Genomic DNA, 26,275 nt, shown 5'->3' on the forward strand with positions numbered 1-26,275 from the left:
CTCCAACTCCTTAGCGTGTGCACGCTCTCGGCTCCCTGCGCAGTTGCTTCAGTCCATCAAGCGGTCCATTCAGAAGTGCCGGACAAGCAGCAGGTGCAAAACTTTTGGTTTGCAGATACACACTGGAGCCTTAGGCGGGTATCAAGACCTATTCACGGAGCTTTCGCAGACGCTTAAAGCACTCAAGCCATAAACCCATATATCCGCAAATCTGGTTATATGGATAACCATATATACTGCTATCCATACGACAATATATACAGCTATATGTTAAGGAGATTTGCCTAATCATGAACAATTTAGCGAAGAAAAATAACTGGCTCATTAATCGGCTGCGGTCGGTGGTGGAGCGTGTCGTCGCTCAGATCAAGATTTGGCAGGTGTTGCATACTGGGTTCAGGCGTGCGCTGGGCTTGTATGGTCAGGTGTTTTTTGTGGTGGGTGGGTTGGTGTTTTTTGTGGTGGGTGGGACCTTATGAATAAGCCTCTTAGATAGGGGTTGGCTTGTATCAAAACCTGGCTGTAATCAAAACTGCCTAAAATCGTTTTTGATACAACCATGGTCACCATATAGTACACATATTCTATGTCCGATAGAACACATGTACTATCATGTGACTATGCACGCTCACCTCATCGCCAAACTCGATAACACCTCGCTGGTGCTCAAAGCCCCAGAAACCCGCTTGCCCGCAGGCTTCCCCTCACCAGCTCAAGACTACTCAGCCGTCGATATAGATTTGAACGACATCCTCTTCCACGACCGCGCGGCCACCTACATCTTCCGCGTCACTGGCTCATCCATGATTGACGCCGGAATAGCCGATGGAGACGAAATCATCGTGGACCGCTCGATCACTCCGAAAGAAGGTTCGGTAGTAGTCGCTGCAATCGATGGCGAATTCACCATCAAGCGCTTCCGTATCGACCGCAACGGCCAAGGCTGGCTGTTACCCGAAAATAATGCTTACCCACCTATTCCTATCCCCAAAGAATCAGATTTCACGATTTTCGGGGTAGTCACCCGATGCCTACACCGTGTCTAACCTGATATTCCACATTGACATTAACAGCTGCTACGTTGCCTGTGAGCGGATTCTTGACCCTTCCCTAGAGGGTAAGCCGGTAGTGGTGCTTTCTAATAATGACGGTTGCGTTATTGCTTTATCCTCTGAGGCTAAAGCCCTGGGCTATAGGATGGGCGACCCCTGGTTCAAGGTTGAGCTACGCGCGGCCGCACAAGGGGTTATTGCCCGTTCATCTAACTATGAGCTCTATGGGGACATTTCAAACCGGGTCATGAAACCGTCGACTGTTGTGCGAAATGCAACTCGCAATCATTCTTTGACTCGGCAATAAGCGATCATTCTCATTTGCGAGGGCAGTTTTACCCAGTGTAGTTCAAGTCTTCTCGGTCGGCTATTGACCGTTGATGCATGCGCCCTTACATTGTTGTATGTGGTGCAACATTCAGATGATTTAATGCGGACTCTTCGCGCCGTGTCGGACTCGTCCAATGTGGCGTTTGTGACGCCGGAAGCGACGGTGTTTGAGGCCATGCTTGGTGGTTGGGAAAGCCAACAGCGCAGTCGGGGGCTGCGTTCCACGACTATTGCGACTCGGCGGCGTCTGATCCTGCGGTTGCAGGAGTTTTCTGGGAGGATGCCGTGGGAGTGGAATGCTCAAGATGTCGAAGAGTTTATTTCGGGGCCAGATCAACGGCTCAAGTCGCTTTCAACTATGCGGCACAATCACAATGCTATTAAGACGTTCTGTGCGTATTTGATTGATCCGAATTATGACTGGGTGGAGATTTGTGAAAACCAGTTTGGTAGCCACCCGGTACAGGTTTGTCTGCCCTGGAATACGGTGGCACATAAGGCTCAATATGAGGGGTCTGGAAAACGTCGTCCTCTGTCCTTCGACGAGGTTGAAACCCTATTTGACACGGCCGATGCCAAAGTCGAAGAACTCGCTGCGTCAGGGAAGAAGGGCGCGCTGGCCGCGCTTCGAGACTCTCAGATATTCAAAACAGCTTATGCTTTTGGGCTACGACGAAATGAGTTAGCCCAGTTGGATCTTGCGGATCTGCACTACAATCCCGAAGCTAAACAGTGGGGACGTTATGCGGCTTTGCATGTGCGATGGGGCAAGGCCGCCGGCGGCGGTGCACCTCGACGTCGTACTGTTTTGCTCGTGCCAGAATTCGATTGGTGGGTACCGGGTATGCGGCAGTGGGTTGAACAAGGCCGTGATCGGTTTGATCCAGGAGAACTCGATGCTATTTGGGTTACCGAGCGACGGACTCGCATCTCTGGGGGTTATCTTGATCGCCGATTTGCCGAGCTTCGTGCCGAAGCTGGGTTGCCGGAAGAGCTGACGTTGCACAGTCTGAGGCATTCGTATGTCACGCATTTGATTGAACATGGGTATGCTGACCGCTTCGTGCAGGAACAAGTGGGGCACCAGCACTCGTCTACCACCTCGATTTATACCTCCGTGAGTGGAGATTTCAAGAATAGAATTTTGGCCCAGGCGCTGCGAAAAATTACCGAGGAGGAGGGGTAGGAATGATTGAGCTGCATACTACGTGGAACCTTCGAGCCATTATGGCTTCGAAAGGGCTATTCCAAACGACTGATCTTCGCCCTTTATTGGCCGAGCGAGGCGTTGAGCTGTCGCGGGAGCAAGTGTATCGGTTGGTCACAACGCCACCTCGCCGCATTAGTCTGGAGGTGTTGTCTGCGCTGTGTGATGCGCTGGAGTGTTCTAAGGATGAGTTGATCGTGACGGAGCGGCGTGAAGTCGAAGCGCCGAAGACTGCTGTGGCTGAAGGTAGTAAAGCGCCTATTGGTGATCTGCGTCCGGTGCGGGCCAGGATCAGACGGCCTAAGTACTAACGAAAGCTCCTTATGGATACAGTGACACAAGACATTGTCTTGATTCTGGAGCCTTATGTCCCAGAAATTGCGCCGAGTGTTCTGGCCGCCATGATCGATTCTATTGCGCCGGTCCATCGGACGCGTCGGAGGCTGTTCATCGCGATCAGTAAACGGCCCGGGATTCTGACTGGTGAGGACCCGAACGTGCCCGTGACGGTTCAAGCCTTGACCGCTGCTCTCAGGGAGGCTGGGGCCGTGGCGATTGTGGTGCCGGGATGTGAGAGTTGTGGCCGAAAGATGCAGTTGCCGCATCGAGCTCCTCAAGGAGGTCGCCACTGTTCTCGATGCGAGAAAAATTATCGAGCGAGACCATGTGTTGGCTGCGGGCAACGGCGACCCATCCATAAAAACCTTGATGGACAGTACTTTTGCAGACCGTGTTGGAGGCTCGATCCACGCTCCTTTGGCGTATGCCATCGCTGTCAGGAGACAACCTCTGTTAAGAATGCTTTAGACGGAACGTTGGTCTGCAATCGCTGCTATGAGCGTCCCAAGGCTGATTGTTTCGGCTGTCAACGTCTTCAACCCATAGCCCTACACCTGCAAGGGAAGACGATCTGTCCCAATTGCTACTACGGGATGCGTTATCCTCGGCCTTGCCCAGGCTGTGGTGAACAGAAATTCCTCACCCACATTGTAAACGACCAACTGTGCTGTGCTTCGTGCGCAGGTCAACCCGAAGTTTTAGCATGTCCGGGATGCGGTTCAGTGAAGAACGTGCGCAAGTTCCACCTGTGCATCGAATGCCACCGCCCTGAAACAATCCGAACGATGCTGGCAGATGCCGACGGGGCTGTGCGGCCTGAGCTTCGACCGTTAGAAAAGTATTTATTGGAAGGGCCTGCGCGAGCTGACTCCCTCATGGGGTGGCAATACACCAACCGTGTCAGTGCTGCGGTGCTGCGAGAATTAGCCACCGGGCAGTTGCCCCTAGAATTCGAGGCAATCTTTACCCGATGCGGAGGAAAACAAGGGGCAACGTTCTTACTGAGCCTGCTCGTGACCTCCGGCGTGCTCCCAGACATCGATGTCAATGAGGAACGATACTACCTCTGGTTGACCTCGTGGCTCTCGGAACAGACCAACTCGACTCATCGGTTGTTGCTGCGCCGATACGCGCAATGGGGGCTCTCGACCAAACCCTGGGCAGGGTACGCGATACGACCTACCGATCCCAATAACCGGTTTCACCGGCTCCGATCTCGACTACAGACCTGTGCTGAATACCTTCAATTCGTCGAGGAGCAGGGATATACGACCTTGACCTTGCCCCAACGCGTGCTCGACGCCTACGTTGCTGGCTCAGCGAACCGGCATGATCACATAAGCCACTTCACGCGATGGCTTAAAGACAATGGACTTGCTACAGCTGTCTCATCATATCGTCCAAAAAGAGAACCCGTAAGTTCGATGCCTCCGGATGAACGCTGGGATCTAGCGCGCTGGTTGCTCCGAGATCAAACCCTAGAACCGCAAGACCGTGTCGCAGGACTATTTGTGTTGTTATACGGACAACCACTGACTCGTATTGTCGCCATTCCACGTACTGCGGTGCATTTCAGCAAGCAAGGCGTTTCCGTCACCCTCGCCGATGATCCTATTGAGCTGCCTGAACAACTCGGGCATGCTGTCACGCTGTTGTACCAGAACCCACCCAGAACTCACCGGGATATAAATGACACATGGATATTCCCCGGAAGGTGGCCAGGTAGACACCTCACCGCAGGGGCCTTAGGAAGCCGGTTGAATCGATTGGGTATTCCGGTCAATCGTTCTCGTTCGGCCGCACTCCTGGAACTTGCCGCTGAAATACCTGTGCCACTCTTATCGGATCTGCTCGGTATCTCCACCGTCTCAGCTGCAGCCTGGGCAACAGCAGCAAACCGCGACTGGTCAACATATCCTGCACTACGCACGAAGGCTTGCCCGGCAAGATATCCGCCACGGAACTGATACAATCCAGGGTATGGCAGGTTCCTCTGCGGCTGCAGCCGCCGTGACGAAGATGCTCCGCTAGCGGCGGAGCACGTAGTCCTTTAATCTTTAGATGCTTCGCCGCTCTACGGCCAGTCCGGAGCGGCGCTTAGTGCTGCCCGGAGTTCTTCTGAACGATGGAGCACGACTTGGTTCCCACTAATCTTTCTTCTCAATCTAAAACCACGGCGGTGCGGGCTTGGGTGACGCTCGCCTGTCTTTCCATGTTGCAATTCTTGATCGCGGTAGATGTGACCGTAGTGAACGTTGCCCTTCCGTCCATCGGTGCCGAGTTCGGTGCCAATGCTAGACAACTGACATGGGTTGTCGTCGGGTACACGATCACCGGTGGCGGTCTATTAATGCTTGGCGGCCGGCTCGGGGACCTACTCGGGCAGCGCCGGTTGTTAATGATCGGCACAACTGTGTTCGGCCTCGCTTCACTGCTGGCGGGACTTGCCCCTACGTATCCTATTCTTGTAACCGCGAGGCTGCTTCAAGGGGCAGGCGAAGCAATGGCTTTGCCAGCCGCAATGGCTGTGATTGTTCTCTTGTTCCCCGAAGGTCGTGGACGATCACGCGCGCTGAGCGTGTGGGCGGCAGTTGCTAGCTGCGGGCTTGTGCTTGGCTTCATTCTCTCCGGAGTCATCACTGAGTTTTTAGGGTGGCGCTGGATCTTCCTTGTATCGGTACCCTTTATCGTGTTCGTCCTCATCGCTTCGGGCATTCTCATCCCGGCAGACCAGCCAAGAAGGCGTATGAAACTCGACCTTCCTGGTTCGGTCCTGTTGACAGCTGCGCCACTTCTGTTGGTATTCGGGATCGTCGAAGCAGGAGAGACTGACGGAATCCCCCGTTGGGCGGCCGTGGTCGTGCTAGTTGCAGCTGTGATAGCCGCCTATATGTTTGTTGTCGTTGAACGACGGGCCACGAATCCGCTGATACCCCTGGAGTTCTTCCGCAACCGAACGCGAGTGGGGGCCAATCTTGCGACTGCTCTGCTCAGCGGTGCTTTGTCCACATCGTTTTTGCTGTTCACTTTCTACCTACAGAACCGGCTGGGGCTCAGTCCGTTGACCACAGGACTGACGCTGGTGCCACTAGCGATCTCGCTTGTTGCTGCCGCAACCTTGGTACCTCGATTCCTCGGACGATGGGGCGCGCGATTTTGCGCCGTGACCGGCATCGGGTTTACGGCTCTCGGGATGGTGGCTATCGCCATCGTCACCTACGTAGAGGCTGCGGCTATTGCGATGATTCCAGCTATGGTTCTTATCGCCGTAGGGATGGGTTTTGGGCTAGTCGGACTTCAGTACGCGGCTGTTACTGGAGTGACCGAATCGGATGCCGGTACAGCTTCTGGAGTCCAGCGGGCGGCAGATCAGCTCGGCGGGTCAGCAGGCATCACCCTCTACATCGGTCTCGGCTTTTCTGGAGCTTCTTTCGGAATAGACCCATTTCTGCTCAGTAGTGCGTTTGCCATCATCGGGTTAATCGGGGCAGGACTGATAGCCATGCGGATATCCATGCCGCGTCATGGTGCTGAGGAATACGCCTAGCAACGAAACCATCCGAGTCAGCCCCGTGAAAAATGCTGGGCGCATCGTGAAACCGTCTTCTCCGTCTTGGCACAGCGCAGTGATAGGCCCACGACGCGCCCAGCAGGGTATATCCTGCTGGGCGCAATCAGCACAAGCCAATAGTGAACAAATCGATATTCGCCATTACCAGTAGTGTGCTGCAAGAACAGGCAGCCGATTTTGAACAATACTCCATTGACGAGGCATTCTTAACCGCCCCGGTATCAATTACCGAAGCCAAGGTCCTAGCCCGCAACCTCAAGAATCAGCTGGCCCGCAGGGTAGGAGTTCCGGTTTGTGTTGGAGTTGCCACCTCTAAGACCCTGGCCAAGCTAGCTAATAAGACGGCTAAAAAAGTACCTGCACTAGGTGGGGTCTGTGTTTGGGATGCTTTGCCGAAGGAGCGCCGGGAAGCTCTTTTTGCTACCCTGCCTGCCGCCGAAACTTGGGGAGTCGGAGCGCGTACTACCTTTAAGTTAGAGAAAATGGGCATCAGAACCATAGGGGACTTGGCAGCAGCGCCCCCACATATCATTCGCAAGAAATTCAGTGTGGTTCTCATGCGAACCGTGCTAGAACTCAACGGGGTGAGTGCTATTCCCTTGGAGCAGGAGCGTGTTTTCAAAGAGCAGCTGATTTACTCGCGGGCGTTCTCAATGCCCGTTGAGACCCGGCAGCAGATGCAGCAGGTTCTTAGTATCTATGCCCAAAGAGCAGCGGGGCGACTGAGTAGGGGTGAGCAGTTAGCAGGACTGCTGACTGCTTTTTGTGGCACCAGTCCTTTTTCTTCGGGGCAGTCCCATTATCCTGCGGTTCACATCAAGCTGCCGGGTAAGACCGCAGATCCGATGATTCTGACCCGTGCTGCTGTGCAGCTTCTGGAGAAGGTTGATTTTGGGTCTGTGTCTTATGTGCGGGCTGGGGTGATGCTCTCTGATTTGGTGCCTGCCGGGGTGCATATTCCTCTGGAGGGTCTGGGGTATGTGCATGAGCGACGAGATATTGCGGGGTTATTGAGCCAGGTTCAGGAGAAGTGTGGGGCTGGTTCTTTGGGGTTGGGGTTAGCTGGGTTTGCGGCTCCGGCTGATTGGGAGATGCGCCGGGATATGCTCTCTTTGCGGGGGACTACTCATTGGAATGAGTTAGTGCGAGTCAAGATCAATTAGCCTTCTTTGAGAAAGTGCTACCACAAATATAATAAGCACACATACTATAGATGGGTCGGCTTCGTGATAGAGAGGGTGCAGGCACCATCACTATCTGACATCCTCTAGGGATGATGCACCCCTATTGATAAGCAGACTTCTCATTCACCAGAGAGGTCTAGTCGCACCTAATTGTGGCAGAGGGGTGTGAAGCTCTCGTCTCGTCTCTGCATTAGCTCGGTGCAGTTGAGTGAGGGTTGAACGCAAACCCTAAGAGAGGGTGCCAAGACAGCTGTCTTGGCACCCTTTTTCTTACTGTTGACGAGTTAGCTGCTGATAATTTTTGAAGAGAATCTCTAGACGCTGAGCCTCTGTGTTGAGCCTACGTGGAGCGCCGAAGGCTTGGTCCACCACCTTATCTAGCGCAGCGTGTGCTTTGAGAAGTTCCGGTGACATAGCCAGTGGGTGGTAATGATCAGCAAGTGACCGGTCCGGGTGAAGCGCGCGTGCTTCTAGTACTTTCTTACCGGCAGCGATGACAGCTTTTTGCTGCTTCTCATCAAGCTCTGGGACAGGGAAGTTATTCCAGACAATCGTGTTTGAAAAACTTAGGCGAGATTCAAGCCGCCCGCCCACTGTTTTCTGCCAAGCAATAAACATACTGGAACTAATCAAGGCAAAAAGTAAACCATCAGTGTCAATTGCGGTATATACCTTGTCTCCGGCGACCACGTCCACCCCTAGATGAGCCACTGTGTAATAAGAGCGAGCTTCCGACACAACACGGGGAATACCTACATAATCCACCAAAGGACGTTCTTTATTAGGACGCATCAGATGTGGAGTATCTTTGAGTTTATAAGCATCACCAGTAGGTTTTTGGGCTGTTCGCCACTCGCGGTTAGCTTCTACACGCTGACGTAAGAACGGGCTTTTAGAAATATCAGAAGGATCTGCGTCCTCCAACCATAAACACCACCGGTCAAGACCACGCACAAGTTCCTTGCCCATACGGAAAGGGGAAGACCTGGAGGAAAACCGGCGGGGCTGGCTTGTGGGTGGTGTTAGGCGATCAGCGCCTCCTTCGCGGCATCGGTGGCGGATACCTCTTCCACGTTGCCCTCCTTGAGGGTGGGGCGCAGCAGGAGCATCGCAATCGCGATGACGATAAGGACGCTGGCTTCGTGGACGAGCATGCCAATCGACATCGTCACCCCGCCAAGCAGCACACCGGCCAGCAGGACCGCCACGGTGGCCAGGGCGATGGCGATGTTGACCCGCATGGTGCGCACCGTGCGCTGGGCCAGACCCAGGGCATAGGGCAGACGCGGCAGCTTGTCGGCCATCAGAGCGATATCGGCGGTCTCGATGGCGGCGGGTGAGCCAGCGGCCCCCATGGCCACGCCGATGTCGGCCTGAGCAAGTGCGGGGGTGTCGTTGACGCCGTCGCCGATCATGGCCACGGTGCGGCCCTGGGCCTGGAGTTCACGCACGATCTCGAGCTTGTCCTCAGGCATGAGTTCGGCCCGGACCTCGTCGACCCCGAGTTCGGCGGCGATGTTGCGGGCCACCCGCTGCGCGTCACCGGTGGCCATGATCACGCGCACGCCCTTGTCATGCAGCGACCGGATAGCGGCCGGGGCGTCGTCACGGATGGTGTCCGCGACGGCGATGATGCCGATGGCTCGTCCGTTGACGCCGACGTACATGGCGGTCTTGCCCTGATCATTGAGTTCGAGGATGCGGGTGGTATCCGGGGTGTGGTCGAGCAGGTCGCCGGCACCGACAGCGACGGTGTGGTCGTCGACGTGGGCGATGATGCCCTTGCCGGTGACCGGTTTGGCTTTCTCGACCATGTCGATGGTCAGTCCCTTGTTCTCCGCGCCGCGGATGATGGCCTCGGCCAGGGGGTGCTCGGAGGCGGTTTCGGCACGGGCGGCCAGGGTGAGCACCTCATCGTCCGAGTAGGCGGGGTCGAGGACGTCGACGTTGGTCAGCTCGGGGCGGCCGTTGGTCAGGGTGCCGGTCTTGTCGACGACTACGGTGTCGACCTTTGCGGAGGTCTCCAGGTATTCGCCACCCTTGATGAGCACCCCGTCCTTGGCGGAGCGTCCGATACCGGCGACGATCGAGACCGGGATCGAGATGACCAGGGCACCCGGGCAGGCGATGACCAGCAGGGTCAGGGCCAGTTCAACGTTCAGGGTGATCAGGCCGACGGCCAGGGCGGCGATCATGACGCCGGGGGTGTAGTACTTCGAGAATTTCTCCAGGAACGTCTGGGTTTTTGCCTTGTCGTCCTGGGCGTCTTCGACGCGGTGGATGATCTTGGCCAGTGTGGAGTCCGAGCCGATGCCGATCGCCTCGATGCGCAGCACCCCGGAGCGCAGCCAAGTACCGGCGAAGACCTCCGAGGCTTGGGCCTTCTCGGCGGGCACGGATTCCCCGGTGATGGTGGCCTCGTCGACCCCGCCGTGACCGGAGAGCACGCGTCCATCGACGGGGATCTGCTCGCCGTTTTTCACGAGCACGACGTCACCGGGGGTCAGTTCCCAGATCTCAACGGTTTCGGGCTCACCGTCGCGCAGCACGGTGGCGGTCTCGGGGGCAGCGTCCACCAGGTCCGACAGTGCCTTGCGGGTGTGGTTCATCGTGGCCTTCTCCAGGGCCTTGCCCAGGGCGAAGAGGAAGGTGACGGCGGCGGATTCCCAGTAGTTGTTGATGAACAGCGCGCCGATGGCGGCGACGATGACCAGCAGGTCAATCGAGATCATCTTAATTCGCAGGGCCTGGACGGCGGAGACGGCGATCTGCCAGCCGGCGACCACCGCGGCGGCGATCATGAATCCGTCTGACAGCCACCCAGCGGGGGTGAGCCAGGACAGGATAATCAGCAGGCCTGAGACGGCGACCACGCCCCAGGTTTTCCAGGTCTTCATGATGGGTGTCCTTTACTTTTTGAGGGTCTTTTTCTTGTGACACTCATTAAGTTAGGACAATTCCGGAGAAACTTCCTTGACCTGGATCAAGTAGGCCGAGGGTTTGGCGGTACAGCCGGCGTCCATGAGAGGGCCGGTGTGAGTGCTCAGCCATTCCCGGATCGGGTGGCGGCCGTGTGGGTCGGGCGCCGCAAGGGAGGGGAACAGGGCGAGGTCGTCATCTACGCGTCGCTGGTAGGCGTCACGGGTCTCCTTGAGATGTCCTAGGTGATAGTGTCGGCCTGGCCCGCAGGACGGCTCACGCGGTACAACGCCGCCACACTGTGATAGGCGGGAGTAACCGTTGCGTATGGCACCCTGGATGTCGCCTGTATTCAGGGCTCGAGTTCTTGCGAGAAGATTCGGTCCCTGTCGTTCACGGGTCGGTGTGGGCATGAGGACAGCGCGGCTCCCACTTCGGAAAGATGGTCCAGTCGCTAATGATCGTGGGCGTTGACAATGGCGTTGACCTTGGCATCCACAGCCTCCAGTGTGCTCAAGTCCAGGCGGGCAGTGTCGGTGTCCACGCCGTGCCCCTTCAGCAGGAAGTCCAGCTTCGGGTGCAGCTGGGCGAGGGTATCGTTCGCCATGCGGGAGGGGTCACCGCCGTGGGCGGCGCATAACGCGTTCGCCTTGGCGTGCAGTGAGGAGACGGATTCGAGGTCCAGATCCGACTCGTCGAAGTTCTCGACCCCGTGGTCCTTGAGCAGGAATTTCATCTTCTCGTGGAGACTGGCAAAGGTCACTTCGGCCATGGTGGTGTCCTTTCATGATGAAGATCAGGTGTTTTCTGTGGCACTCATTAAGTTATGAACAATCCGGAGAAAGTACCTTGATCCGCATCAAGTACCCGCAAAGTGAGATCTGGATTGCAAAAAGACTGTGGTGCTCGTAGCCCGGGGGCACAAATGGCCCGCCGGCACTTTCTGGTGCGGGCGGGCTTGTGGGGTCGGAAGTGCGTCAGATCGCCGACGGCTTGGCGGTGTAACCGACCTCGGCTACCGCGGTAACCAGGTCACGTACGGAGACCTTCTGTGGGTCGTGGGTGACCAGGATGCGTCCGGAGGAGAACTTCACCTCCGCATTCTCCACGCCGTCCAAACCATTCAGCTTGTTTTCGATCTTGGCGACACAGCTCGGACAGGTGAACTCATCAGAGCGCAAGGTGGTGTTCTTCAGCGTGGCCGTGGCGGTCATCATAACCAGGTCCTTTCATCTTTTATCATCATGTTCCTGTGCTTGCACCTTTAAAGATACGGTCCTTTCCGGGTCAATTCCTTGACCTGGATCAAACAACGACAAATCTCTCCTACCAGGAAATTGTCCTGGAAAAGAGAGAGGGATGTGGGCGTTTTAGAGGGCGGCGACCAGGTCGGCCAGGGCCTGGTGGTTGGTAATGGCGATCCATTCGCGGCCGGAGTCGATGACACCGGTTTTCTTCATCCGCGCCATTGCCCGGGAGGCGGACTCGACGGTGGTGCCGGCCATGCCGGCCACGTCGTCGCGGCGCAGGCGGACCTGCAGCAGGCTGGATCCGTCTTGTCGGACTTGCCCGAGCTTGGCGTCCAGGTGTTGGAGAGCGGCGGCCACGCGCTGCTCGACAGTCGAGGTGGTCTGTGCGGTCTCGCGTTCCCGGGACCGAACCAATTGGTCCTGCTGCATCCGAATGATCGCCAACGCCAGTTGCGGGTAGGCGTCCACGACCTCGGCCAGGGCCTCGGCGGGCAGGTAGAGCGCGCAGGTGGTCTCGATCGCCCAGGCCGAGTCGGTGGCTGGGGAGCTATGGGTGTGCAGTGGGCCGATGACATCCCCGGGGGCGGCGATGTCGACGGTGATTTCGCGGCCACCGATGGTGTCCCGTGTGATCCGAGCCCGACCGGAGGCGACCATATAGCTGCCCTGAGCCTGCTCGCCGGCTAGAAGGATGGGATCACCCGCGGCCCAGGCCCAGGAGGTCAGATGCTGGTCAAGCTCCCTGTGCTGTAGTGGGTTCAGCTCCTTGGTCAGCGGAGAACGGGCCAGGACCTGCATGCGCACGTCCAGGGAGCACTGATGCGGCTGAGCACAGGTGTGACGGACGGGATTGCGGGCCATAAGCCCCATGCTATCAGGCCCGGAGAGCAATGACCGCGGAAGCGGAGGAACAAAAGCCTCCGACACAACCGACAGCCGCGCGCCCTCACCACTCGCTGCCTGAGGAGTGGGCAGTGGAGGTGATGTCGGTGACGACCTTGATGAGCTCGTCCACAGACACCTGTTGTAGGTCATGGGACACCACGAGATGGCCGGGCGGTACTACCACTTCGACGGAGGCCACCGCGTCCAGGTCATTGAGTGCGGTCTGGGCGGTGGCCAGGCAGCTCGGGCAGAAAAACCCCGACGTGGACACGGTGGTGTGCTTGAGGATGGGAGTGGTCATGATGAACTGCTCCCCAGAAGTTGGAGTAGTTCGAATGTCGGTGGGGTCCTTCGTGCTCACTTCTTTCACTCTTTGATCCACGTCATGGTCTCGCGGTGATTATCTTCCTACCGTGACAGGCAAGGCCGCGAACGGCCGTGACCACAGGAAAGAAATTCACGAGGAGAGGAAGCACACGATGTCGAAGGTATAAGTGTTCAACGAGTACGGCGGCCCGGACAACCAGGAACTGATCACCCGCAACACCCCCCCCAGCCGGCCCCGGGAGAACTCGGGGTCAAGGTCTACGCGGCCGGGGTCAACCCGCTTGATTGGAAGGTCCGTTCCGGGGTTGCCGGAACCCCGCGTCTCCGCCCTGGTGCTGGTTGCAGGGCTGGCCTTCGGAGCTGCGGCACTGCTGTTCACCGCCGTCGCCGAGCTACTGGTCGAGGCCTACGAAATCAAGGAGAGCACCGGCACCATCGCCATGGCCGCCGTCGGTTTCCTGGTCTTCCTCCTGCTCATGATGCTCATGTGAGAGGCAGCCGAATTCTGAACCGAGATGGGCCGGGCACCCCGGGGGTGCCCGGCCTCAACCGGTCTTCCACCGATCGGCCAGCGATCCGAACAGTCGTTATCCGGAGTGGTCGGAGTGCAGATCAGCGGAGATCACACGGAAGCCGCCCGCCCGGGCCAGTGCGGCGTCGATAATGGCCGGATCCGGATCAATGGAGGCCAGGTGTTTGATGATCAGGTCGGCGTGCTCGTCATGGATAGTGGGAGTGTTGTATTCAGTGTAAGGTCTAAGCGCCTCTTGAGTTAGAGCAAAGCAATAACTGGGGCTAATGGTCGACTGTTGAAAAAAATTTTGAACCATATCGCCATATTGAAAGGTGAACCATGATTGTCACTATTGCCACCACCAAAGGCGGAGCAGCAAAGACCACAACTGCAATGCTTTTAGCTGAAGCTGCCGGACGGGCAGGACATAGCACCCTTGTTATTGACGCCGACCCCCAGGGATCTGCGACCCAGTGGAAGGAAGTAGCTGAAGAAAACGGTGAGCCCATTCGCCGTTATACCGTTACGCCTGTTAATCGCGTGATGCTTTCACGAGTTATTTCTAAAGCAACTGAAGAATGGGTGTTCATTGATACCCCACCGGGTGATCCTGCTGTTATCAATGAGGCTATTGAGCTTGCAGATTTTGTTATTGTTCCTTCCCCCGTTGCCCCCGAAGACTTCAACCGCGCGGTACGAACCTTAGGAACGACCGGAGATACCCCCCGCAGCCTTATTGTTGTGCCATTGGGATAAGCGGGCAACCAAGACCTGCGAAGCAATCCAAGAGGCTATCGAAGACCAGGGCTTACCGGTTTTTGATTCAGAGGTGCCCAACAAGCAACAGGTGCAAAACTTTTGGTTTGCAGATACCCGCACCGGAGACTTAGGTGGGTATCAAGACCTATTCACAGAGCTTTCGCAGACGCTTAAAGCACTCAATCCATAAACCCATATATCCGTAGATATGGTTATATGTATAACCAGATATGCGGCTATCCATACGACAATATGCGGCTTATTCAAAAGTACCCTCAGTAGAAGATTGTTGAGCAATCAACTGATTCTGGCTCATACCAGCAAAGGTATTAGTCGTGGCCCACATTCTGATTCACCGAATTGTACGAGAGGTTCACCGCATCAGTTGACGTCAAGTTACCATCAGCATCATAAGCCCAATTATCACTGGTCATTTGGTTCTGAGCGTTGAAGGTATCAGCCTCACTGATAATCTGCCCGTCACCGGTGCTCTGCACGGTCTTGATTTTATTACCACGAGCATCATAGGTGTACTCATACTTACCCTCTGGGCTACCCGGGGTATTGACAGTGAGCAAATGCCCCGCAGCATCATAGGCATACGAGGTGACAAAACCAGTGCCGGTGGCCATATTAGCCGTGTACAAGGCCTGAATCTTATCCACCGTGTTAGTAGCATTGACCGGACAAGAACGAGGGTCCACGCCCGGGACGTAGCAGTACTTCTTCTCAGTCAGAGTCCCTACGCCCTTAGGGTTGGTAGAGGTAACCGGTGCGCTTTTGGCTTTTTGCACCTTCTCACCAATGAGATTACCCGGACGGCCAAAGTCTGAATGTTTCCAGACTTCCCAGTTATCAGCGCTAGTATTCGCATCAGCCCCATACCAGGTATCTGCACCCAGCACGCTGGTGCCGTCGGTAACCAGGACGCGCTGCCCGGCGTAGCGGCTAATCTCGGGATGCTCTACTTCACGCAACCAGACATCGAGTTCTGAGTTGAGGCAGATATCCCCGCCCTTGTAGTCCACAATCTTCGCTTTGACGTCGGGGGAGAGGCTGACGTCCACGGTGTCTAGGTGGGTGCAGAAGCCAATGGCTGGGGCTGTAGCGCCAGCAGCCAAGTTGCTGGGTAGTTTTGCGGTGAGCACGCAGGTATCACTGAGGCGTACATCAGAGGCGCCGGCTTCGAGAAGCTCCTTCTCTAATAGGCGAGCCAGCTCCCACTGTCCCTGGCTGGTGGGCACGGTGCTTACGCTGACATCACTTTGCGACGATATAGCGGTATAGCGTAGGAAACGGGTGGCAAGGGCATCTTGAAGGGTAGCTGAAGAAGTCATGACACCAGTGTAATTCACGTCTCCCTAGCCCATGACTTGGCAGCCGGGGCAACGGTAACTGATCCGGTCGACGTCCTCGGTGCGCTGAGTCAGGTGCCCGGGAGTGTAGCGGGCGGCGCCGATTCCGGCATCCGACATGTCCTCGCGCACAATTGAGGCCCCGCACCGGTAGCAGGGGCGGCCGGCCCTGCCATAACACCAGAGTGGGTCGGCACTGGTATGGGTGACGCGGTGGGGCCGTTGGCGGTTGGCCTCTAAAATCAGGCGGGCAATGGTGAGGACGCCGGGTAGATCGGGGACCTGCCCCACCGGGGTTCGAGGGTCCACGCCTGCGAGAAAGAGGGTTTCTGCGCGGTAGATAGTGCCGATGCCGGCCAGGTTCTTTTGGTCTAAGAGGGCAACACCGATAGTGCGTTCGGGACGCCGCAGTAGGTTGGTGGTGGCACGCTCTAAGGACCAGTCAGGGCCCAGTAGATCAGGGCCGAGATAGGCTAGGCGGTCTGCTTCTTGTTCGGTGGGGTAGACCTCAAGGAGACCCAACGCGAATCCTACGGCAGCAACCGGTGTGCTGCCTTCCAGCACCTGCCCCGAGGCGTCCAGGCGGGCATTAGCTTCGATGAGGGCGCGCACCTGCTCAGCCGGCCGCCGCCACTTCTCCTTGCTACCATCCGGGTTAGTGCCGTAGAGGTGCCAAATCCCCTCCATTTTGAGATGGGAATGAAGGGTGATTTCACCGATGCGGAGCAGGATGTGCTTACCCCTCGCCAGAGCTCCATGGATGGGTTGCCCAGCTCCATCAATCTCGGCAAGATCTGGGAAACGCAAATCAGTTTTGTGGGCTATTCTGCCGGAAAGTCCCCGGTGTAGAGCTTGTGCCTGACGCCATACGGTATCGCCCTCTGGCATGGTTTCTCCTCTGCAGGTAACAGCCTGGTATGCACCAAGGGGTTAGGGTCTTGGGTGGTCTAAAAAAGTAAATTTCAGTAAGAACATACTAGTCCGCACGGTAATGCGTGTATAGTATCAATCATGCTACACGCCCATCCTGGCGGCGGGTAGCCTACCTACCACACCCCCGGAATCTCGGTTGACCCCGGCGCATCTCCCCCCACGAGCGTCATACATCACCTGGAGATTTCGCTCCCGGGCCGTCCCCCACATTGCGGTCCTTCCCCTACTTGGAGGTCACTGATGGTTCTATTAAGAGTCTTGATGGTTATTGTGCTGATGATGTCGGTTGGCGCGCTCTGCGTTCACCTGCATCGTAGTGTACGCGAATTCTGTGCGGGTTACGCAGAAGCAGCAGACTACGTGAGCACCTGGAACAAATGTTCATCGAATCTTCCTGACCGCGGGGTGCAACGCCGGGCCCACTGCTTAATAGAGCCGGCTCGGCACTTTCTTCGCCTTTAGGCCGATCCGGGTGCGCTAAGTGAGGTCACGACGCCTGAAAACTAGCAGTCCTAGAACTATCACCGCTCCCACTAGCAGAGCTAAGTAAAGAGCACCGGCCCCGTCCAAGCCGTGGGTGAGGGGTGAATTCCCGAACGCCCAGTGGTAGGGGGAGAAACGGTGCATCCACTCCCAGTCTGGGTTTTGATGGCCCAGGGCATTGAGCACATAGCCGGTGACGGCCAGGGCGGCACCCGCGCCGGTGGCTGCTTTGCGTGAGCCCGTCATGGCGCCCACCGAGAGGGACGCGGCTCCGGCAGAAAGCCCCAGCAGCCAGTAAGCGAGCACCATAGGCGCTATATTTTCTAGGTCGATGTTCAGATCACCGGGTACATTCCAGGCCCAGGTGGCAAGCCCGGCGGTGGCTGCCATGGCTGCGGTGCGTATGAGCAGGGCAAGAAGCATATTGAGGTAGTAGCCGCTGCGTGAAACGCTGTGGGCAAGAGTGAGTTCTAGCCGCCCATTTTCTTCTGCTCCGGCCACCGCGCTAGAACCCCAGCTGATGCTGGCGATGGTGATGAGCACAAAACCTAAGAGACCGTAAAGGGTGCTCTGCGCGTAGCCGGCACCGGTGGCGATAGCGTCGAAGCCAACCGTTTTGGTCAGGGCTTCGGGCATCTGGCTGACCATGGAGTTGGGGCCGCTGACGAGCCCAGCAATAGACCCGTAGAGGCCCAGGTAGAGGCTGGCGGCTGCCAGCACCCCCAGGCACCAGAGAAACAGCGCCCGCGAGGTGCTGCTCACTTCATTTCTCAGAATTTCAAAGCGCATGGCTACCCCTTTTGTGAGCGGTGACTGAACCAGCAGGTGTGTCTGTGCTGGTGCCGTCCTGGTAGTAGTGCAGGATGCTTTCTTCGAGATCAGGCTTTTCAAGGTTGAGTTCTTGCACGGTGTAGGTGCCCAGCAGGGAAAGGAGGGCCGCCACCGGATCACGCAGGGTGCCACGAACCAGGGTGCGGTTGCCCTCCTCTCTAGCCGTCAGGGTGGACGCCGGGAGTTGCCGGGCTAGCTGGCTTCGCAATTGATGTGCCACTAGCCCCTCTAGGCTGGCGTGCATTTGCTGACCAGCGGCGTCCCTCAGCTCTGCCACGCTGGCAAGAGCGAGCAGGCTACCGTCTTTGACCACGCCCACCCGATGGGCGGCATGCTGTATTTCGCTGAGAATGTGGGAGGAGAGAAAGACAGTCTGCCCGCGACCACCCGCTTCGAGGAGTAGCTCCAAAAAGACCTGCTGGACCAGGGGGTCTAGGCCGCTGGTAGGTTCGTCCAAAATGAGCAGGTCAGGTTGGTGCATAAAGGCCTGAATTAAACCGATTTTTTGCTTGTTGCCCTTTGAAAGTTTTGAAATGGGGCGGTTCAGCTCGGCACCTAACCGGCGGATGAGCGAATCATGGTAGGCGGAATCAGCCACGGGGTTCAGCGCAGCAAAGTGCTTGAGCAGCCCCTTGCCGGTGAGGGAGGGGACCGTGAGGAACTCCCCGGGCAGGTAGCCGATGTGCCGGCGCAGGGCGGTATTATCGCGCGGATTTTGGCCCAGCACCCGAATGCTGCCGCTCGTAGGGCGCAGGGCGTCGACGAGCATGCGCATGGTGGTCGACTTGCCAGCACCATTGGGGCCGACCAGGCCAAAAATTTCACCTCGGTCAACGCTAACATTCAGCTGGTTGACAGCTGTTTTTGCCCCAAAACGCTTGGTGAGGTCCCGGATGCGCAGGGCGGTATCGGTAGTCTTCACAGCTACACCTTTCCTCTCTTAGGGTGCGCCTCAACGCACCATCGTGCTCCCTAGTCTCGGCGCATGCGAAGCCCTCGGGGGGTGGGATAAAAACCGGCGGCAAGCAGGGCGGTGCGCAGGGTAATCACCGGGTGCTCGACCAGCTCTCCCTGTGGGGCTTCAGCCCCGGGCAGGGAAGCCGGGGAGTCCAGAATATCCATGCCACCGGCGGTCTCAAGAGCAATTTTGTCGGCGGCTCCTGCCCGCACCAGCTCACCGAGCAGAGGCGCTGCGGCAGCAATGATGGCGGGGGAATCGGTGAAGGGCAGCACCGTTTTAGCGCCGCGTTCTAGGTAGAGAGCCAGCTGACCGTCCACCAGCACCACGCAAGCACCTGCCTTACGACCCGGCCGGTGTTTGACCGGTGTGCGCTCGGAGTCCCAGGGGGTAGCTGCCGGCCAATCCAGGGTGGAGCCGTAAGGGTTAGCAGGGTCAGTGGCGGCCAGTAGGACGGTGCGACGTTTGGTACGCCGCACCGGGGTGTAGACCGGTGAAGCTGAGTTCTCAGCCTGATCAGTATCGGTGGTTACCTCGCCATCCCTGTCATATTCGCGTAGACGGTCCACGGTGCTGGCGCTTGCGAACTGGGCTGCCCCCAGCTGTTCGATGAAGTAACCGCGCCGTGCCAGTCCCTTTTCTTCAGCCACAGAAAGCACCCGGTAAATCCCGGCAAAACCGCCCGGCACATCCTCTACTGCTACCGCTCCACGGGTCAGTACCCCGTAACGGTCCATGAGAAGTTCAGCGCGGGCATGAGCGGCGACGGTGGAGTCAAGGTCCTCGGTCTCAAGCCGGGACCAGCGGCCAGCGTCCACCGGGGCAGTGGCCGGTGCCGCGGTAGGCCGAGTGCCGGTAGCAACCCCAAACCGGGCACCAGAGAGGCGAGAAGCGCCGCGGCGCATTCCCACGCTGCGAGCGCGCGGAGCAGGCTTGCTCAGCTTATGAGCGGAAGAGCCGCCGGCGAGCATGGCACGCACCGGGGCAAAGGTGTCGTTGGTAGCAAGACCTGCCCAGACCAGGTTCCATAGGGCGGCGGAGATCTCCTTGTCAGGCGGTGGCGTTTCCCCGCTGGCCGTCGCCAGGGCAGTTAGCTGCGCCTGAATCTGGTGGAAGAAGAGCCCCCCAGAGAGCAGAGCGTAGACGGTCTGCTCCAGCGGGTCGAGGGCGGCGAGCGCTTCGGCACGCTCGGCCTCGGTGGGTAGGGTGAGTGCAGCAGTTTCGCCTAGGTGCAGGCTGATCCAACCGTCGTCGCCCGCTAGGGCACCGTCCCCACTCCAGATGATGTCCCCGGCGCTCATGGCTTTATCGAGCAGCGCGGGGGTGTAGTCGCTGATGCGGGCACGCAACACGAGAGCTTCAAGGGCTGAGGCCGGCAGGCGAACCCCAGCCAGTTGGTCCACGACGGTCAGCAGACCATCGTAGCCGCTCAACATCGCCTTTTCATCGCGACGCACGCGCGCCCCACTGGTGGCACCAAAAGTGCCGGGTGCAGCGGTGGTTTCGGTGATTTCCCATTCACCCACGTGCTGCCAGGCGGGCAGGAATCGGGCATAAATATCCCCGGTCACCGGTTCCACATCGGCGCGTAAGGCCGCCAGAGAGCGGGCTCGCAGGGTGCGCAGCACCCCTGAATCTACCCACTCATTACCAGAAGTTTCGGCGGTGCCGGTACGGGCAGAGGCTAGCTCGCCGCGTAGTTCATCGGGTAAGAACTCACCGGAGATGACGCGGCGGTCAGCGGCCAGCGCTCGCAGGGCGCTATCCACAACAGAGACCCCCAGCCCCAGGGTGTGAGCCACCTGGGTGGCGGTGAAGGGGGCATGGGTGCGCGCATATCGAGCTACCAGGTCGGTCAGCGGGTTCTCGACCTGCTCTAAGAAGGCAAGGGGCACCCCAATGGGCAGGGGCACACCCAGAGCGTCGCGCAGGCGGGCGGCGTCTTCAACGGCGGCATATACCTCGCGTTCGCGCAGCCGGAAGCGGAAGGCGCGGTTGGCTGCCACGAGATCTTCTAGGAAGCCGCGGGCGGTTTCGAGGGTGACGGTGCTTTCGGCAGATGCGTCATCTGATGCTGTCTCCGACGCTGGGGTCGGGGAGCTGGCCGCCTCTGGCTGGCGTAGACGGGCGGCGGCATCCTCAGCGCTGAGCGGCCCTAGGAGTCTCAGCAGATCAGCGGTGCCTTCCACTCCGCGCAGGCGGTAACCGGCAGCGGTACGTTGCAGACGTTCTTCGGTGGAGCGGATAACATCCACATCCAGTAGCTCGCGCAGCTCGTCTTTGCCCAGGAGTTCTGCTAGCAAAGCCGGGTCTAGTGCCAAGGCAGCGGCGCGGCGTTCGGCCAGCGGGGAATCGCCATCGTAGAGGAACTGAGCGACGTAGCCAAAGAGCAGGGTACGGGCAAAGGGGGTGGGGTTCTCGGTCTCAATTTCAGAAACCTTGACCTTCTTGCTCTCGATAGACCGGTGCAGGTCTAGAAGGGCAGGCAGGTCATAGACGTCCTGCAGACACTCGCGGGCCGTTTCAAGGAGCAGGGGGAAGCTGGGGTATTTACGGGCAACATCTAATAGTTGGGCACTGCGCTGGCGCTGCTGCCAGAGCGGAGTGCGCCGGCCCGGGTCCTTGCGGGGTAGCAACAGGGCGCGGGCGGCGTTTTCCCTGAAACGGGAGGCAAAAAGAGCTGAGTTGCCCACGCGCTCGGTGACGAGGTCTTCAAGTTCTTGGGGGTCAAAGAGAAAAAGATCAGCGCCGGGTGGTTCGGCTTCCATTGCGGGAATACGCAGTACGATGCCGTCATCGGCGGCCATAGCTGATGCATTGACTCCGTAGCGTTCTTCGGCGCGGACGCCCACCGCCAGTGCCCAGGGAGAGTGCACGGGCATACCCAGGGGTGAGTGGAGCACCACACGCCAGTCGCCCAGCTCATCGCGGAAGCGCTCTAGTACCAGGTGCTGTTCACTGGGGACGTCCCCGGCAGCTTCAACCTGTTCACGGATGTAAGCCATGAGGTTATCAGCTGCCCAGGCATCCAGCCCGGTTTCGCGGAGGCGAGTGCTGGCAGCATCCGGGGCAGTTTTGATTTCGGCGGCTAGCTCGCGGGTGAAGGTGCCCAGGGCCCGGCCCAGGTCCACGGGGCGGCCGGGCGAATCCCCGTGCCAGAAGGGTAGGCGGCCGGGGACGCCGGGGGCAGGTGTCACGGTCACTCGGTCGTGGCTAATATCTTCGATGCGCCAGGATGAGGCACCCAGGGCGATGACGTCCCCGGCGCGGGATTCATAGACCATCTCCTCATCTAACTCACCCACGCGCTTGGGTGCTTTAGAGTCTTCCGCGCCAGCAATGAAGACCGGGAAGAGGCCACGGTCAGGGATGGTGCCGCCGCTGGTGACAGCAAGCCGCTGGGCGCCGGGGCGGCCCTCGATGGTACCGGCATCCCGGTCCCACACCACGCGGGGGCGCAGCTCTGCGAACTCATCCGAGGGGTACTTTCCTGCTAGCAAATCGAGGGTCGCCTCAAAGGCAGCTCTGGGCAAGGAAGCGAAGGGCGCGGTGGCGCGTAGTGCCTCAAACCAGGCCTCAACGCTGATGGGGCCCAGGGCGCAGGCTGCTACCGTCTGCTGGGCAAGAATATCCAGGGGGTTGGTGGGAATCGAGAGGGGTTCAATGTGCCCGCCCAACATACGCTGCACGGTGACGGTGGCATTCAGCAAATCGCCACGGTGTTTGGGGTAGAGGTAGCCGCGGGATGTTTCACCTACGCTGTGCCCGGCTCTACCTACTCGCTGTAGACCCGATGCCATCGAGTGGGGGGATTCCACCTGAACCACCAGGTCAACCTTGCCCATATCAATGCCCAGTTCTAGGGAACTGGTGGCGACCACACAGCGCAGCTGCCCTGACTTTAGAGCCTCTTCAATCAGGGTGCGCTGGTCCTTGGAAACAGAACCGTGGTGGGCACGAGCCAGCACAGGCGGCGCCCCGGTAGCGGTGCCCGAAGCCCCCGCCATCTGCGCTGGTGGGCGCTGAACTGAGGGCGACGCTCCAGCCAGGCGGGAGTCATTGGTTTCTAATCGGGCGGGAGCGCCTTGAGCCAGTGCACGGGCAAGAATGGCAGAGACTGATTCAGGCTGACCCTGAGCGTTTGTCTGCTCAGAGCCAGACCCCGAATCGGCGCCGCTGACGGTCGTATAGTTTAGTGCCCCGGTGCGGGCATTGCCGGTGACTTCCCCTAGCTGCCCCCGAGCTTCCAACCGTCCGATGTAAATTTCGTTCAGGCGGGCGGTGAGCTTTTCTGCCAGTCCGCGGGAGTTAGCGAAGACGATGGTTGAGCGGTTAGCTTCCACCAGGTCTACGATGCGCTCTTCAACATGGGGCCAGATGGATGCCTGGTAGCCAGAATTATCCCGCGGCTGCTCAGCCGGTGGGGAAGACTCCACCTCTTCGATATTAAAACCGGCAGGTAGGGTACCCGAGGCTGGCTGGGTGAAATCAGAGTCGGTGAGCTTGGGCCCAGCAGAATGAACATCGGTGTCTAGTTCTTCTTCGCCGGGGAAGACTCCCACCGCGTCGAAGAGTGCCCGCTCGGCATCATGAGAGGAGCTGGCTGCTGTGCGAGGGGGCTGGGGGAAGTCATCAAAGAAGCCGTCACCGGCACCCGGTTCTGCTGGGCTGCTACCTGCGCCCTTGCCCACTGCTGGCCCCGTCACAGGCCTGATGCCCAGGGCGTCAGCCAGGGTGATGCCCTGGGGCAGGCTTTCCGCTAGACCCGCACCGGTGGCAGGGTCTGACTCTTGCGCCAGAGAGTCGGTGTGTACAGCCCCGTCATCATAGGTAGGAATAGCGGCTTCATAGTCCCTGACCCTTTTCTGGGTACGTTGGTTGAGCTGGTCTACAAAGCTGGGTTTGGTCGGCGTGTCTGTACCTGCCGCCCCAGCGGTGTTCGAGGCTGAAGAGTTGTTGATGAAGCCGCCGGCGTTAGGGCCGCCTAGCGCGGTCATATCGGGCACCGGCACCGAGACAGTTAGCTCCCACTTCTTTTCAGAGGGTGGGCGCACCGCTTCAACGGGTGCGCTACCGCCCAAGAAACGAGCGACGGTTTCTACCGGTTCTACGGTGGCAGAGAGCCCAATGCGTTGGGCGGGGGCGGGGAGAATCTGATTAAGTCTCTCCAAAGTCACCGCCAGGTGCGCGCCACGCTTGGTGCCAGCCACGGCGTGCACCTCATCAATAATGACGGTGTGTACCCCGGTGAGGGTAGAGCGTGCCTTGGAGGTCAGCATCAAAAAGAGGGACTCGGGGGTTGTAATGAGAATGTCCGGCGGGGAGGAAATAAGGGCGCGGCGCTCCTTAGGCGGGGTGTCTCCGCTGCGCACTCCCACCCGCACCTCAGGCGGTTGAACCCCTAAGCTTTTTGCTGTTTGAGCAATACCAATCAGCGGGGCACGCAGGTTCCGTTCTACGTCCACACCCAGGGCTTTGAGCGGAGAGATGTAGAGAACCCTGGTGCCGCCCACCGGTGCAGATGCCGCGCCCCCGCTGCCCTGGCCAGCAGAGCCGGTCTCGGCACGGGCGTCGTTTTCAAAGTGCAACCTATCGAGCGCCCAAAGAAAGGCTGAGAGCGTTTTACCTGAACCCGTGGGGGCAACAATCAGGGCATGCTGACCTGCACTAATAGCCTTCCATGCACCGGCCTGAGCTGCTGTAGGCGCTGAAAACGCCCCGGCAAACCAGGTGCGTGTGGGGGCAGAGAAGTGGGCGAGGGCTTCGTGCGGTTGATCAGCGGTCATTGTCCCATTATCCCGCAGCCCGGTCAGAAAGTACCCTTTGTATGCCAGGTGGCGAGCAACCGGTTCGAAGCGATGGGACGGGTGTAAAATCAAAACCGTAAATATTTTCTTGGTAAAGGAATGTTATGGCGCCATCTGCCTCAGCCCGCGAAGAACTCTTCATCACCCCACGCACCGTCTCTCACTTCACCAATCAAGAAGTCACCGATGAGATGCTGCGAGAGATTTACAACCTCACCAAAATGGGCCCCACCGCTTTCAACTCCTAGCCCTTGCGCATCACCTGGGTGCGTTCAGCAGAAGCCCGCCAGCGCCTGGCTGCCCACATGGTCGATTCTAACCAGGCAAAAACCATCGCCGCGCCCGTGACCGCTATCCTCGGTTTTGACCGCAGCTGGTTCCAGCGCTTTGGAGAGTTCAATCCCCGTTCAGCGCCGAATATGCAGCCCATATTTGAAGGTAACCCCGAGGCAGCTGACGGCACCGGGGCGCTTTCAGCCCATCTGCAGGCAGGCTACTTTATTACCGCCGTCCGCGCCCTGGGCCTGGACGCTGGCCCCATGACCGGTAGCGACCTAGCAGCTATCACCACGGAGTTCCTTGCCGACAAAAACCAGCAGGCCTTCCTCATCGTCAATCTTGGATACGGCATTGAGCCCAGCTACCCCCGCAACTTGCGTTTTGAATTTGAGGACGTCACCGAAACCATCTAGCTTTCCGGGTTAAAGAGCTAAGGGCGGTAAAGCACGAGTGCTTTACCGCCCTTTCGCTAAGACTCATGGTGGCAGGCTTGAGTCTAGGGGTTTGCCCCTACCGCACCCACCGATAGCTGTGAAATCTGGCTGTTAGAGCAGGCTTCTGCGGGGAAGTTCAGCACCAGAGCCTGTGAAGCCCCGGGTGCCTGTACTGAGTACCCTGCCGAAGGCTGGGCTTGGCAACTTTCACCGAAGAGCTGCGCTCGGGTTTCGCGCAGGGTAGCGCTAACGCTCTGGTTAGTGCCCAAGACGGTGCCTGAGGCTGACCATTCAGTAGCTTGAGCTGCACTGGCGCCAATCTGGTGGTTTGAGGCGTCCACATAGTGCACCGATGGGTAGCCACTCATGGTGCAGTCAGACTCGCCAGTATTGGTGAAGGTGAGCGTGATGTAGCGAGAACCGGCAGCTCCAACTCCTTCGGCTACAGCCGCTGATATGTAGAGCTGGTCGTAGTCGCAGACGGCCACTCCTGCCGCAGAACTCGGTGCCTGGCGCGGAGCTTCACTAGCCTCTTGTGGTGGCTCACCGGTGGAGGCTGGGGTGGGTTCCACGGTGGTCACGGTGCCGGTGGGCACCGGTTGAGATGTAACCGCTGACCCCGGCGCAGGCGTTTTTTCAATAACCTGAGGAGAAGGAGCCGTTGCAGTGGGGCTGGGCTGGGCGCTGGGCGTAACCGTAGCAGTTGGTGTGCTGCTGGGAGCGCTGGTTGAGGACGCTGGGCTACTGGGGCTTACTACTTGTTCCTGGGAGTTAGACTGGGACGCACCGCAGGCACTCAGGAACAAAAGTGCAACCAGACTGCCGAGGGCTGCAATTTTGGGGGATCTGATCATAGGC

Annotated in this window: 24 protein-coding genes and 1 pseudogene; 12 read left to right on the forward strand and 13 right to left on the reverse strand. The window is 58.5% G+C overall.

Annotated elements, in window-relative coordinates; genetic code table 11:
• Positions 1-290 precede the first annotated feature (290 nt).
• The 8 genes and pseudogenes from ABD982_RS09200 (at position 291) to ABD982_RS09235 (ending at position 7,662) form a co-directional block, all read left to right on the forward strand.
• Entirely contained in the window at positions 291-479 is a 189-nt protein-coding gene (locus ABD982_RS09200) for a hypothetical protein (RefSeq protein WP_345446730.1), read from the forward strand.
• A 141-nt stretch (positions 480-620) separates the two neighbouring features.
• Positions 621-1,046, forward strand: coding sequence for a LexA family protein (locus tag ABD982_RS09205; RefSeq protein ID WP_345446839.1), 426 nt, complete (start codon positions 621-623; stop codon positions 1,044-1,046).
• A pseudogene (locus ABD982_RS09210) lies at positions 1,039-1,305 on the forward strand (Y-family DNA polymerase); the annotation flags it as partial. The gene ABD982_RS09205 and the pseudogene ABD982_RS09210, both read left to right, overlap by 8 nt.
• 117 nt (positions 1,306-1,422) lie before the next feature.
• Positions 1,423-2,568: a tyrosine-type recombinase/integrase gene (locus tag ABD982_RS09215; protein WP_239464103.1), complete on the forward strand. Its 1,146-nt coding sequence runs from the start codon at positions 1,423-1,425 to the stop codon at positions 2,566-2,568.
• Between the two features lie 2 nt (positions 2,569-2,570).
• A complete protein-coding gene (locus tag ABD982_RS09220) occupies positions 2,571-2,900 on the forward strand; it encodes a helix-turn-helix domain-containing protein (protein WP_047118356.1) in 330 nt (109 codons plus the stop codon).
• 873 nt (positions 2,901-3,773) lie between these two features.
• Positions 3,774-4,895: a hypothetical protein gene (locus ABD982_RS09225; RefSeq protein WP_345446645.1), complete on the forward strand. Its 1,122-nt coding sequence runs from the start codon at positions 3,774-3,776 to the stop codon at positions 4,893-4,895.
• 245 nt (positions 4,896-5,140) lie between these two features.
• Complete coding sequence (locus tag ABD982_RS09230; protein WP_345446837.1) at positions 5,141-6,475, forward strand: MFS transporter; 1,335 nt, start codon at positions 5,141-5,143, stop codon at positions 6,473-6,475.
• A 143-nt stretch (positions 6,476-6,618) separates the two neighbouring features.
• Entirely contained in the window at positions 6,619-7,662 is a 1,044-nt protein-coding gene (locus tag ABD982_RS09235; protein WP_345446733.1) for a DinB/UmuC family translesion DNA polymerase, read from the forward strand.
• A gap of 291 nt (positions 7,663-7,953) precedes the next feature.
• Here ABD982_RS09235 and ABD982_RS09240 read toward each other — a convergent pair whose 3' ends face one another.
• From ABD982_RS09240 to ABD982_RS09265, 6 genes are all read right to left on the reverse strand, one after another.
• On the reverse strand, positions 7,954-8,652 hold the full coding sequence (locus ABD982_RS09240; protein ID WP_345446736.1) for a type IIL restriction-modification enzyme MmeI: 699 nt from the start codon (positions 8,650-8,652) through the stop codon (positions 7,954-7,956).
• Between the two features lie 53 nt (positions 8,653-8,705).
• Positions 8,706-10,580, reverse strand: coding sequence for a heavy metal translocating P-type ATPase (locus ABD982_RS09245; RefSeq protein WP_345446739.1), 1,875 nt, complete (start codon positions 10,578-10,580; stop codon positions 8,706-8,708).
• A 476-nt stretch (positions 10,581-11,056) separates the two neighbouring features.
• Positions 11,057-11,374, reverse strand: a complete 318-nt coding sequence (locus ABD982_RS09250; protein WP_345446742.1) for a hypothetical protein — start codon at positions 11,372-11,374, stop codon at positions 11,057-11,059.
• Between the two features lie 205 nt (positions 11,375-11,579).
• Complete coding sequence (locus tag ABD982_RS09255) at positions 11,580-11,819, reverse strand: heavy-metal-associated domain-containing protein (RefSeq protein WP_425570043.1); 240 nt, start codon at positions 11,817-11,819, stop codon at positions 11,580-11,582.
• Between the two features lie 153 nt (positions 11,820-11,972).
• Positions 11,973-12,713: a Crp/Fnr family transcriptional regulator gene (locus ABD982_RS09260; RefSeq protein WP_345446745.1), complete on the reverse strand. Its 741-nt coding sequence runs from the start codon at positions 12,711-12,713 to the stop codon at positions 11,973-11,975.
• Between the two features lie 85 nt (positions 12,714-12,798).
• Positions 12,799-13,098, reverse strand: a complete 300-nt coding sequence (locus ABD982_RS09265; protein WP_345446748.1) for a heavy-metal-associated domain-containing protein — start codon at positions 13,096-13,098, stop codon at positions 12,799-12,801.
• A 271-nt stretch (positions 13,099-13,369) separates the two neighbouring features.
• Between ABD982_RS09265 and ABD982_RS09270 the strand changes: the two genes are divergently transcribed.
• Positions 13,370-13,555 (forward strand): hypothetical protein, encoded by a 186-nt coding sequence (locus ABD982_RS09270; protein ID WP_345446751.1) that lies wholly within the window; start codon positions 13,370-13,372, stop codon positions 13,553-13,555.
• A 96-nt stretch (positions 13,556-13,651) separates the two neighbouring features.
• On the opposite strand, the gene ABD982_RS09275 is transcribed toward ABD982_RS09270, so the two are convergent.
• Entirely contained in the window at positions 13,652-13,894 is a 243-nt protein-coding gene (locus ABD982_RS09275; protein ID WP_345446754.1) for a hypothetical protein, read from the reverse strand.
• Positions 13,895-13,917: 23 nt separating this feature from the next.
• Here ABD982_RS09275 and ABD982_RS09280 point away from each other — a divergent pair, with 23 nt between their 5' ends.
• The gene (locus tag ABD982_RS09280) at positions 13,918-14,334 is read left to right on the forward strand and encodes a ParA family protein (protein WP_345446757.1); all 417 of its coding nucleotides are present in this window, start codon (positions 13,918-13,920) and stop codon (positions 14,332-14,334) included.
• Between the two features lie 332 nt (positions 14,335-14,666).
• On the opposite strand, the gene ABD982_RS09285 is transcribed toward ABD982_RS09280, so the two are convergent.
• The 5 genes from ABD982_RS09285 to ABD982_RS09305 form a co-directional block, all read right to left on the reverse strand.
• Entirely contained in the window at positions 14,667-15,674 is a 1,008-nt protein-coding gene (locus tag ABD982_RS09285; RefSeq protein ID WP_345446760.1) for a zinc-binding metallopeptidase family protein, read from the reverse strand.
• A gap of 24 nt (positions 15,675-15,698) precedes the next feature.
• Positions 15,699-16,580 (reverse strand): DNA-formamidopyrimidine glycosylase family protein, encoded by an 882-nt coding sequence (locus tag ABD982_RS09290; protein ID WP_345446763.1) that lies wholly within the window; start codon positions 16,578-16,580, stop codon positions 15,699-15,701.
• Between the two features lie 522 nt (positions 16,581-17,102).
• Positions 17,103-17,897, reverse strand: a complete 795-nt coding sequence (locus ABD982_RS09295; RefSeq protein WP_345446764.1) for an ABC transporter permease subunit — start codon at positions 17,895-17,897, stop codon at positions 17,103-17,105.
• Positions 17,887-18,861: an ABC transporter ATP-binding protein gene (locus tag ABD982_RS09300; protein ID WP_345446767.1), complete on the reverse strand. Its 975-nt coding sequence runs from the start codon at positions 18,859-18,861 to the stop codon at positions 17,887-17,889. Before ABD982_RS09300 ends, ABD982_RS09295 begins: the two co-directional genes overlap by 11 nt.
• A 50-nt stretch (positions 18,862-18,911) precedes the next feature.
• Positions 18,912-24,683: an Lhr family helicase gene (locus tag ABD982_RS09305; RefSeq protein WP_345446770.1), complete on the reverse strand. Its 5,772-nt coding sequence runs from the start codon at positions 24,681-24,683 to the stop codon at positions 18,912-18,914.
• 125 nt (positions 24,684-24,808) lie between these two features.
• Here ABD982_RS09305 and ABD982_RS09310 point away from each other — a divergent pair, with 125 nt between their 5' ends.
• On the forward strand, positions 24,809-24,952 hold the full coding sequence (locus tag ABD982_RS09310) for a nitroreductase family protein (protein WP_345446772.1): 144 nt from the start codon (positions 24,809-24,811) through the stop codon (positions 24,950-24,952).
• A gap of 3 nt (positions 24,953-24,955) precedes the next feature.
• A complete protein-coding gene (locus ABD982_RS09315) occupies positions 24,956-25,396 on the forward strand; it encodes a nitroreductase family protein (RefSeq protein WP_345446774.1) in 441 nt (146 codons plus the stop codon).
• 83 nt (positions 25,397-25,479) lie between these two features.
• Here ABD982_RS09315 and ABD982_RS09320 read toward each other — a convergent pair whose 3' ends face one another.
• A complete protein-coding gene (locus ABD982_RS09320) occupies positions 25,480-26,271 on the reverse strand; it encodes a DUF4232 domain-containing protein (RefSeq protein WP_345446777.1) in 792 nt (263 codons plus the stop codon).
• Between the last annotated feature and the right edge of the window lie 4 nt (positions 26,272-26,275).

This window comes from Rothia endophytica, from assembly GCF_039543885.1.
Taxonomy (GTDB): Bacteria; Actinomycetota; Actinomycetes; order Actinomycetales; family Micrococcaceae; genus Rothia; species Rothia endophytica.

Bases quoted from the DNA above. Each gene is read 5' to 3' on its own strand.
- ABD982_RS09200 (WP_345446730.1), top strand. From the start codon at position 291: ATGAACAATTTAGCGAAGAAAAATAACTGGCTCATTAATCGGCTGCGG.
- ABD982_RS09305 (WP_345446770.1), bottom strand. From the start codon at position 24,683: ATGACCGCTGATCAACCGCACGAAGCCCTCGCCCACTTCTCTGCCCCC.
- ABD982_RS09280 (WP_345446757.1), top strand. From the start codon at position 13,918: ATGATTGTCACTATTGCCACCACCAAAGGCGGAGCAGCAAAGACCACA.
- ABD982_RS09260 (WP_345446745.1), bottom strand. From the start codon at position 12,713: ATGGCCCGCAATCCCGTCCGTCACACCTGTGCTCAGCCGCATCAGTGC.
- ABD982_RS09310 (WP_345446772.1), top strand. From the start codon at position 24,809: ATGGCGCCATCTGCCTCAGCCCGCGAAGAACTCTTCATCACCCCACGC.
- ABD982_RS09240 (WP_345446736.1), bottom strand. From the start codon at position 8,652: ATGGGCAAGGAACTTGTGCGTGGTCTTGACCGGTGGTGTTTATGGTTG.
- ABD982_RS09220 (WP_047118356.1), top strand. From the start codon at position 2,571: ATGATTGAGCTGCATACTACGTGGAACCTTCGAGCCATTATGGCTTCG.
- ABD982_RS09205 (WP_345446839.1), top strand. From the start codon at position 621: ATGCACGCTCACCTCATCGCCAAACTCGATAACACCTCGCTGGTGCTC.
- ABD982_RS09230 (WP_345446837.1), top strand. From the start codon at position 5,141: ATGTTGCAATTCTTGATCGCGGTAGATGTGACCGTAGTGAACGTTGCC.
- ABD982_RS09245 (WP_345446739.1), bottom strand. From the start codon at position 10,580: ATGAAGACCTGGAAAACCTGGGGCGTGGTCGCCGTCTCAGGCCTGCTG.
- ABD982_RS09255 (WP_425570043.1), bottom strand. From the start codon at position 11,819: ATGATGACCGCCACGGCCACGCTGAAGAACACCACCTTGCGCTCTGAT.
- ABD982_RS09275 (WP_345446754.1), bottom strand. From the start codon at position 13,894: ATGGTTCAAAATTTTTTTCAACAGTCGACCATTAGCCCCAGTTATTGC.
- ABD982_RS09295 (WP_345446764.1), bottom strand. From the start codon at position 17,897: ATGCGCTTTGAAATTCTGAGAAATGAAGTGAGCAGCACCTCGCGGGCG.
- ABD982_RS09290 (WP_345446763.1), bottom strand. From the start codon at position 16,580: ATGCCAGAGGGCGATACCGTATGGCGTCAGGCACAAGCTCTACACCGG.
- ABD982_RS09320 (WP_345446777.1), bottom strand. From the start codon at position 26,271: ATGATCAGATCCCCCAAAATTGCAGCCCTCGGCAGTCTGGTTGCACTT.
- ABD982_RS09250 (WP_345446742.1), bottom strand. From the start codon at position 11,374: ATGGCCGAAGTGACCTTTGCCAGTCTCCACGAGAAGATGAAATTCCTG.
- ABD982_RS09285 (WP_345446760.1), bottom strand. From the start codon at position 15,674: ATGACTTCTTCAGCTACCCTTCAAGATGCCCTTGCCACCCGTTTCCTA.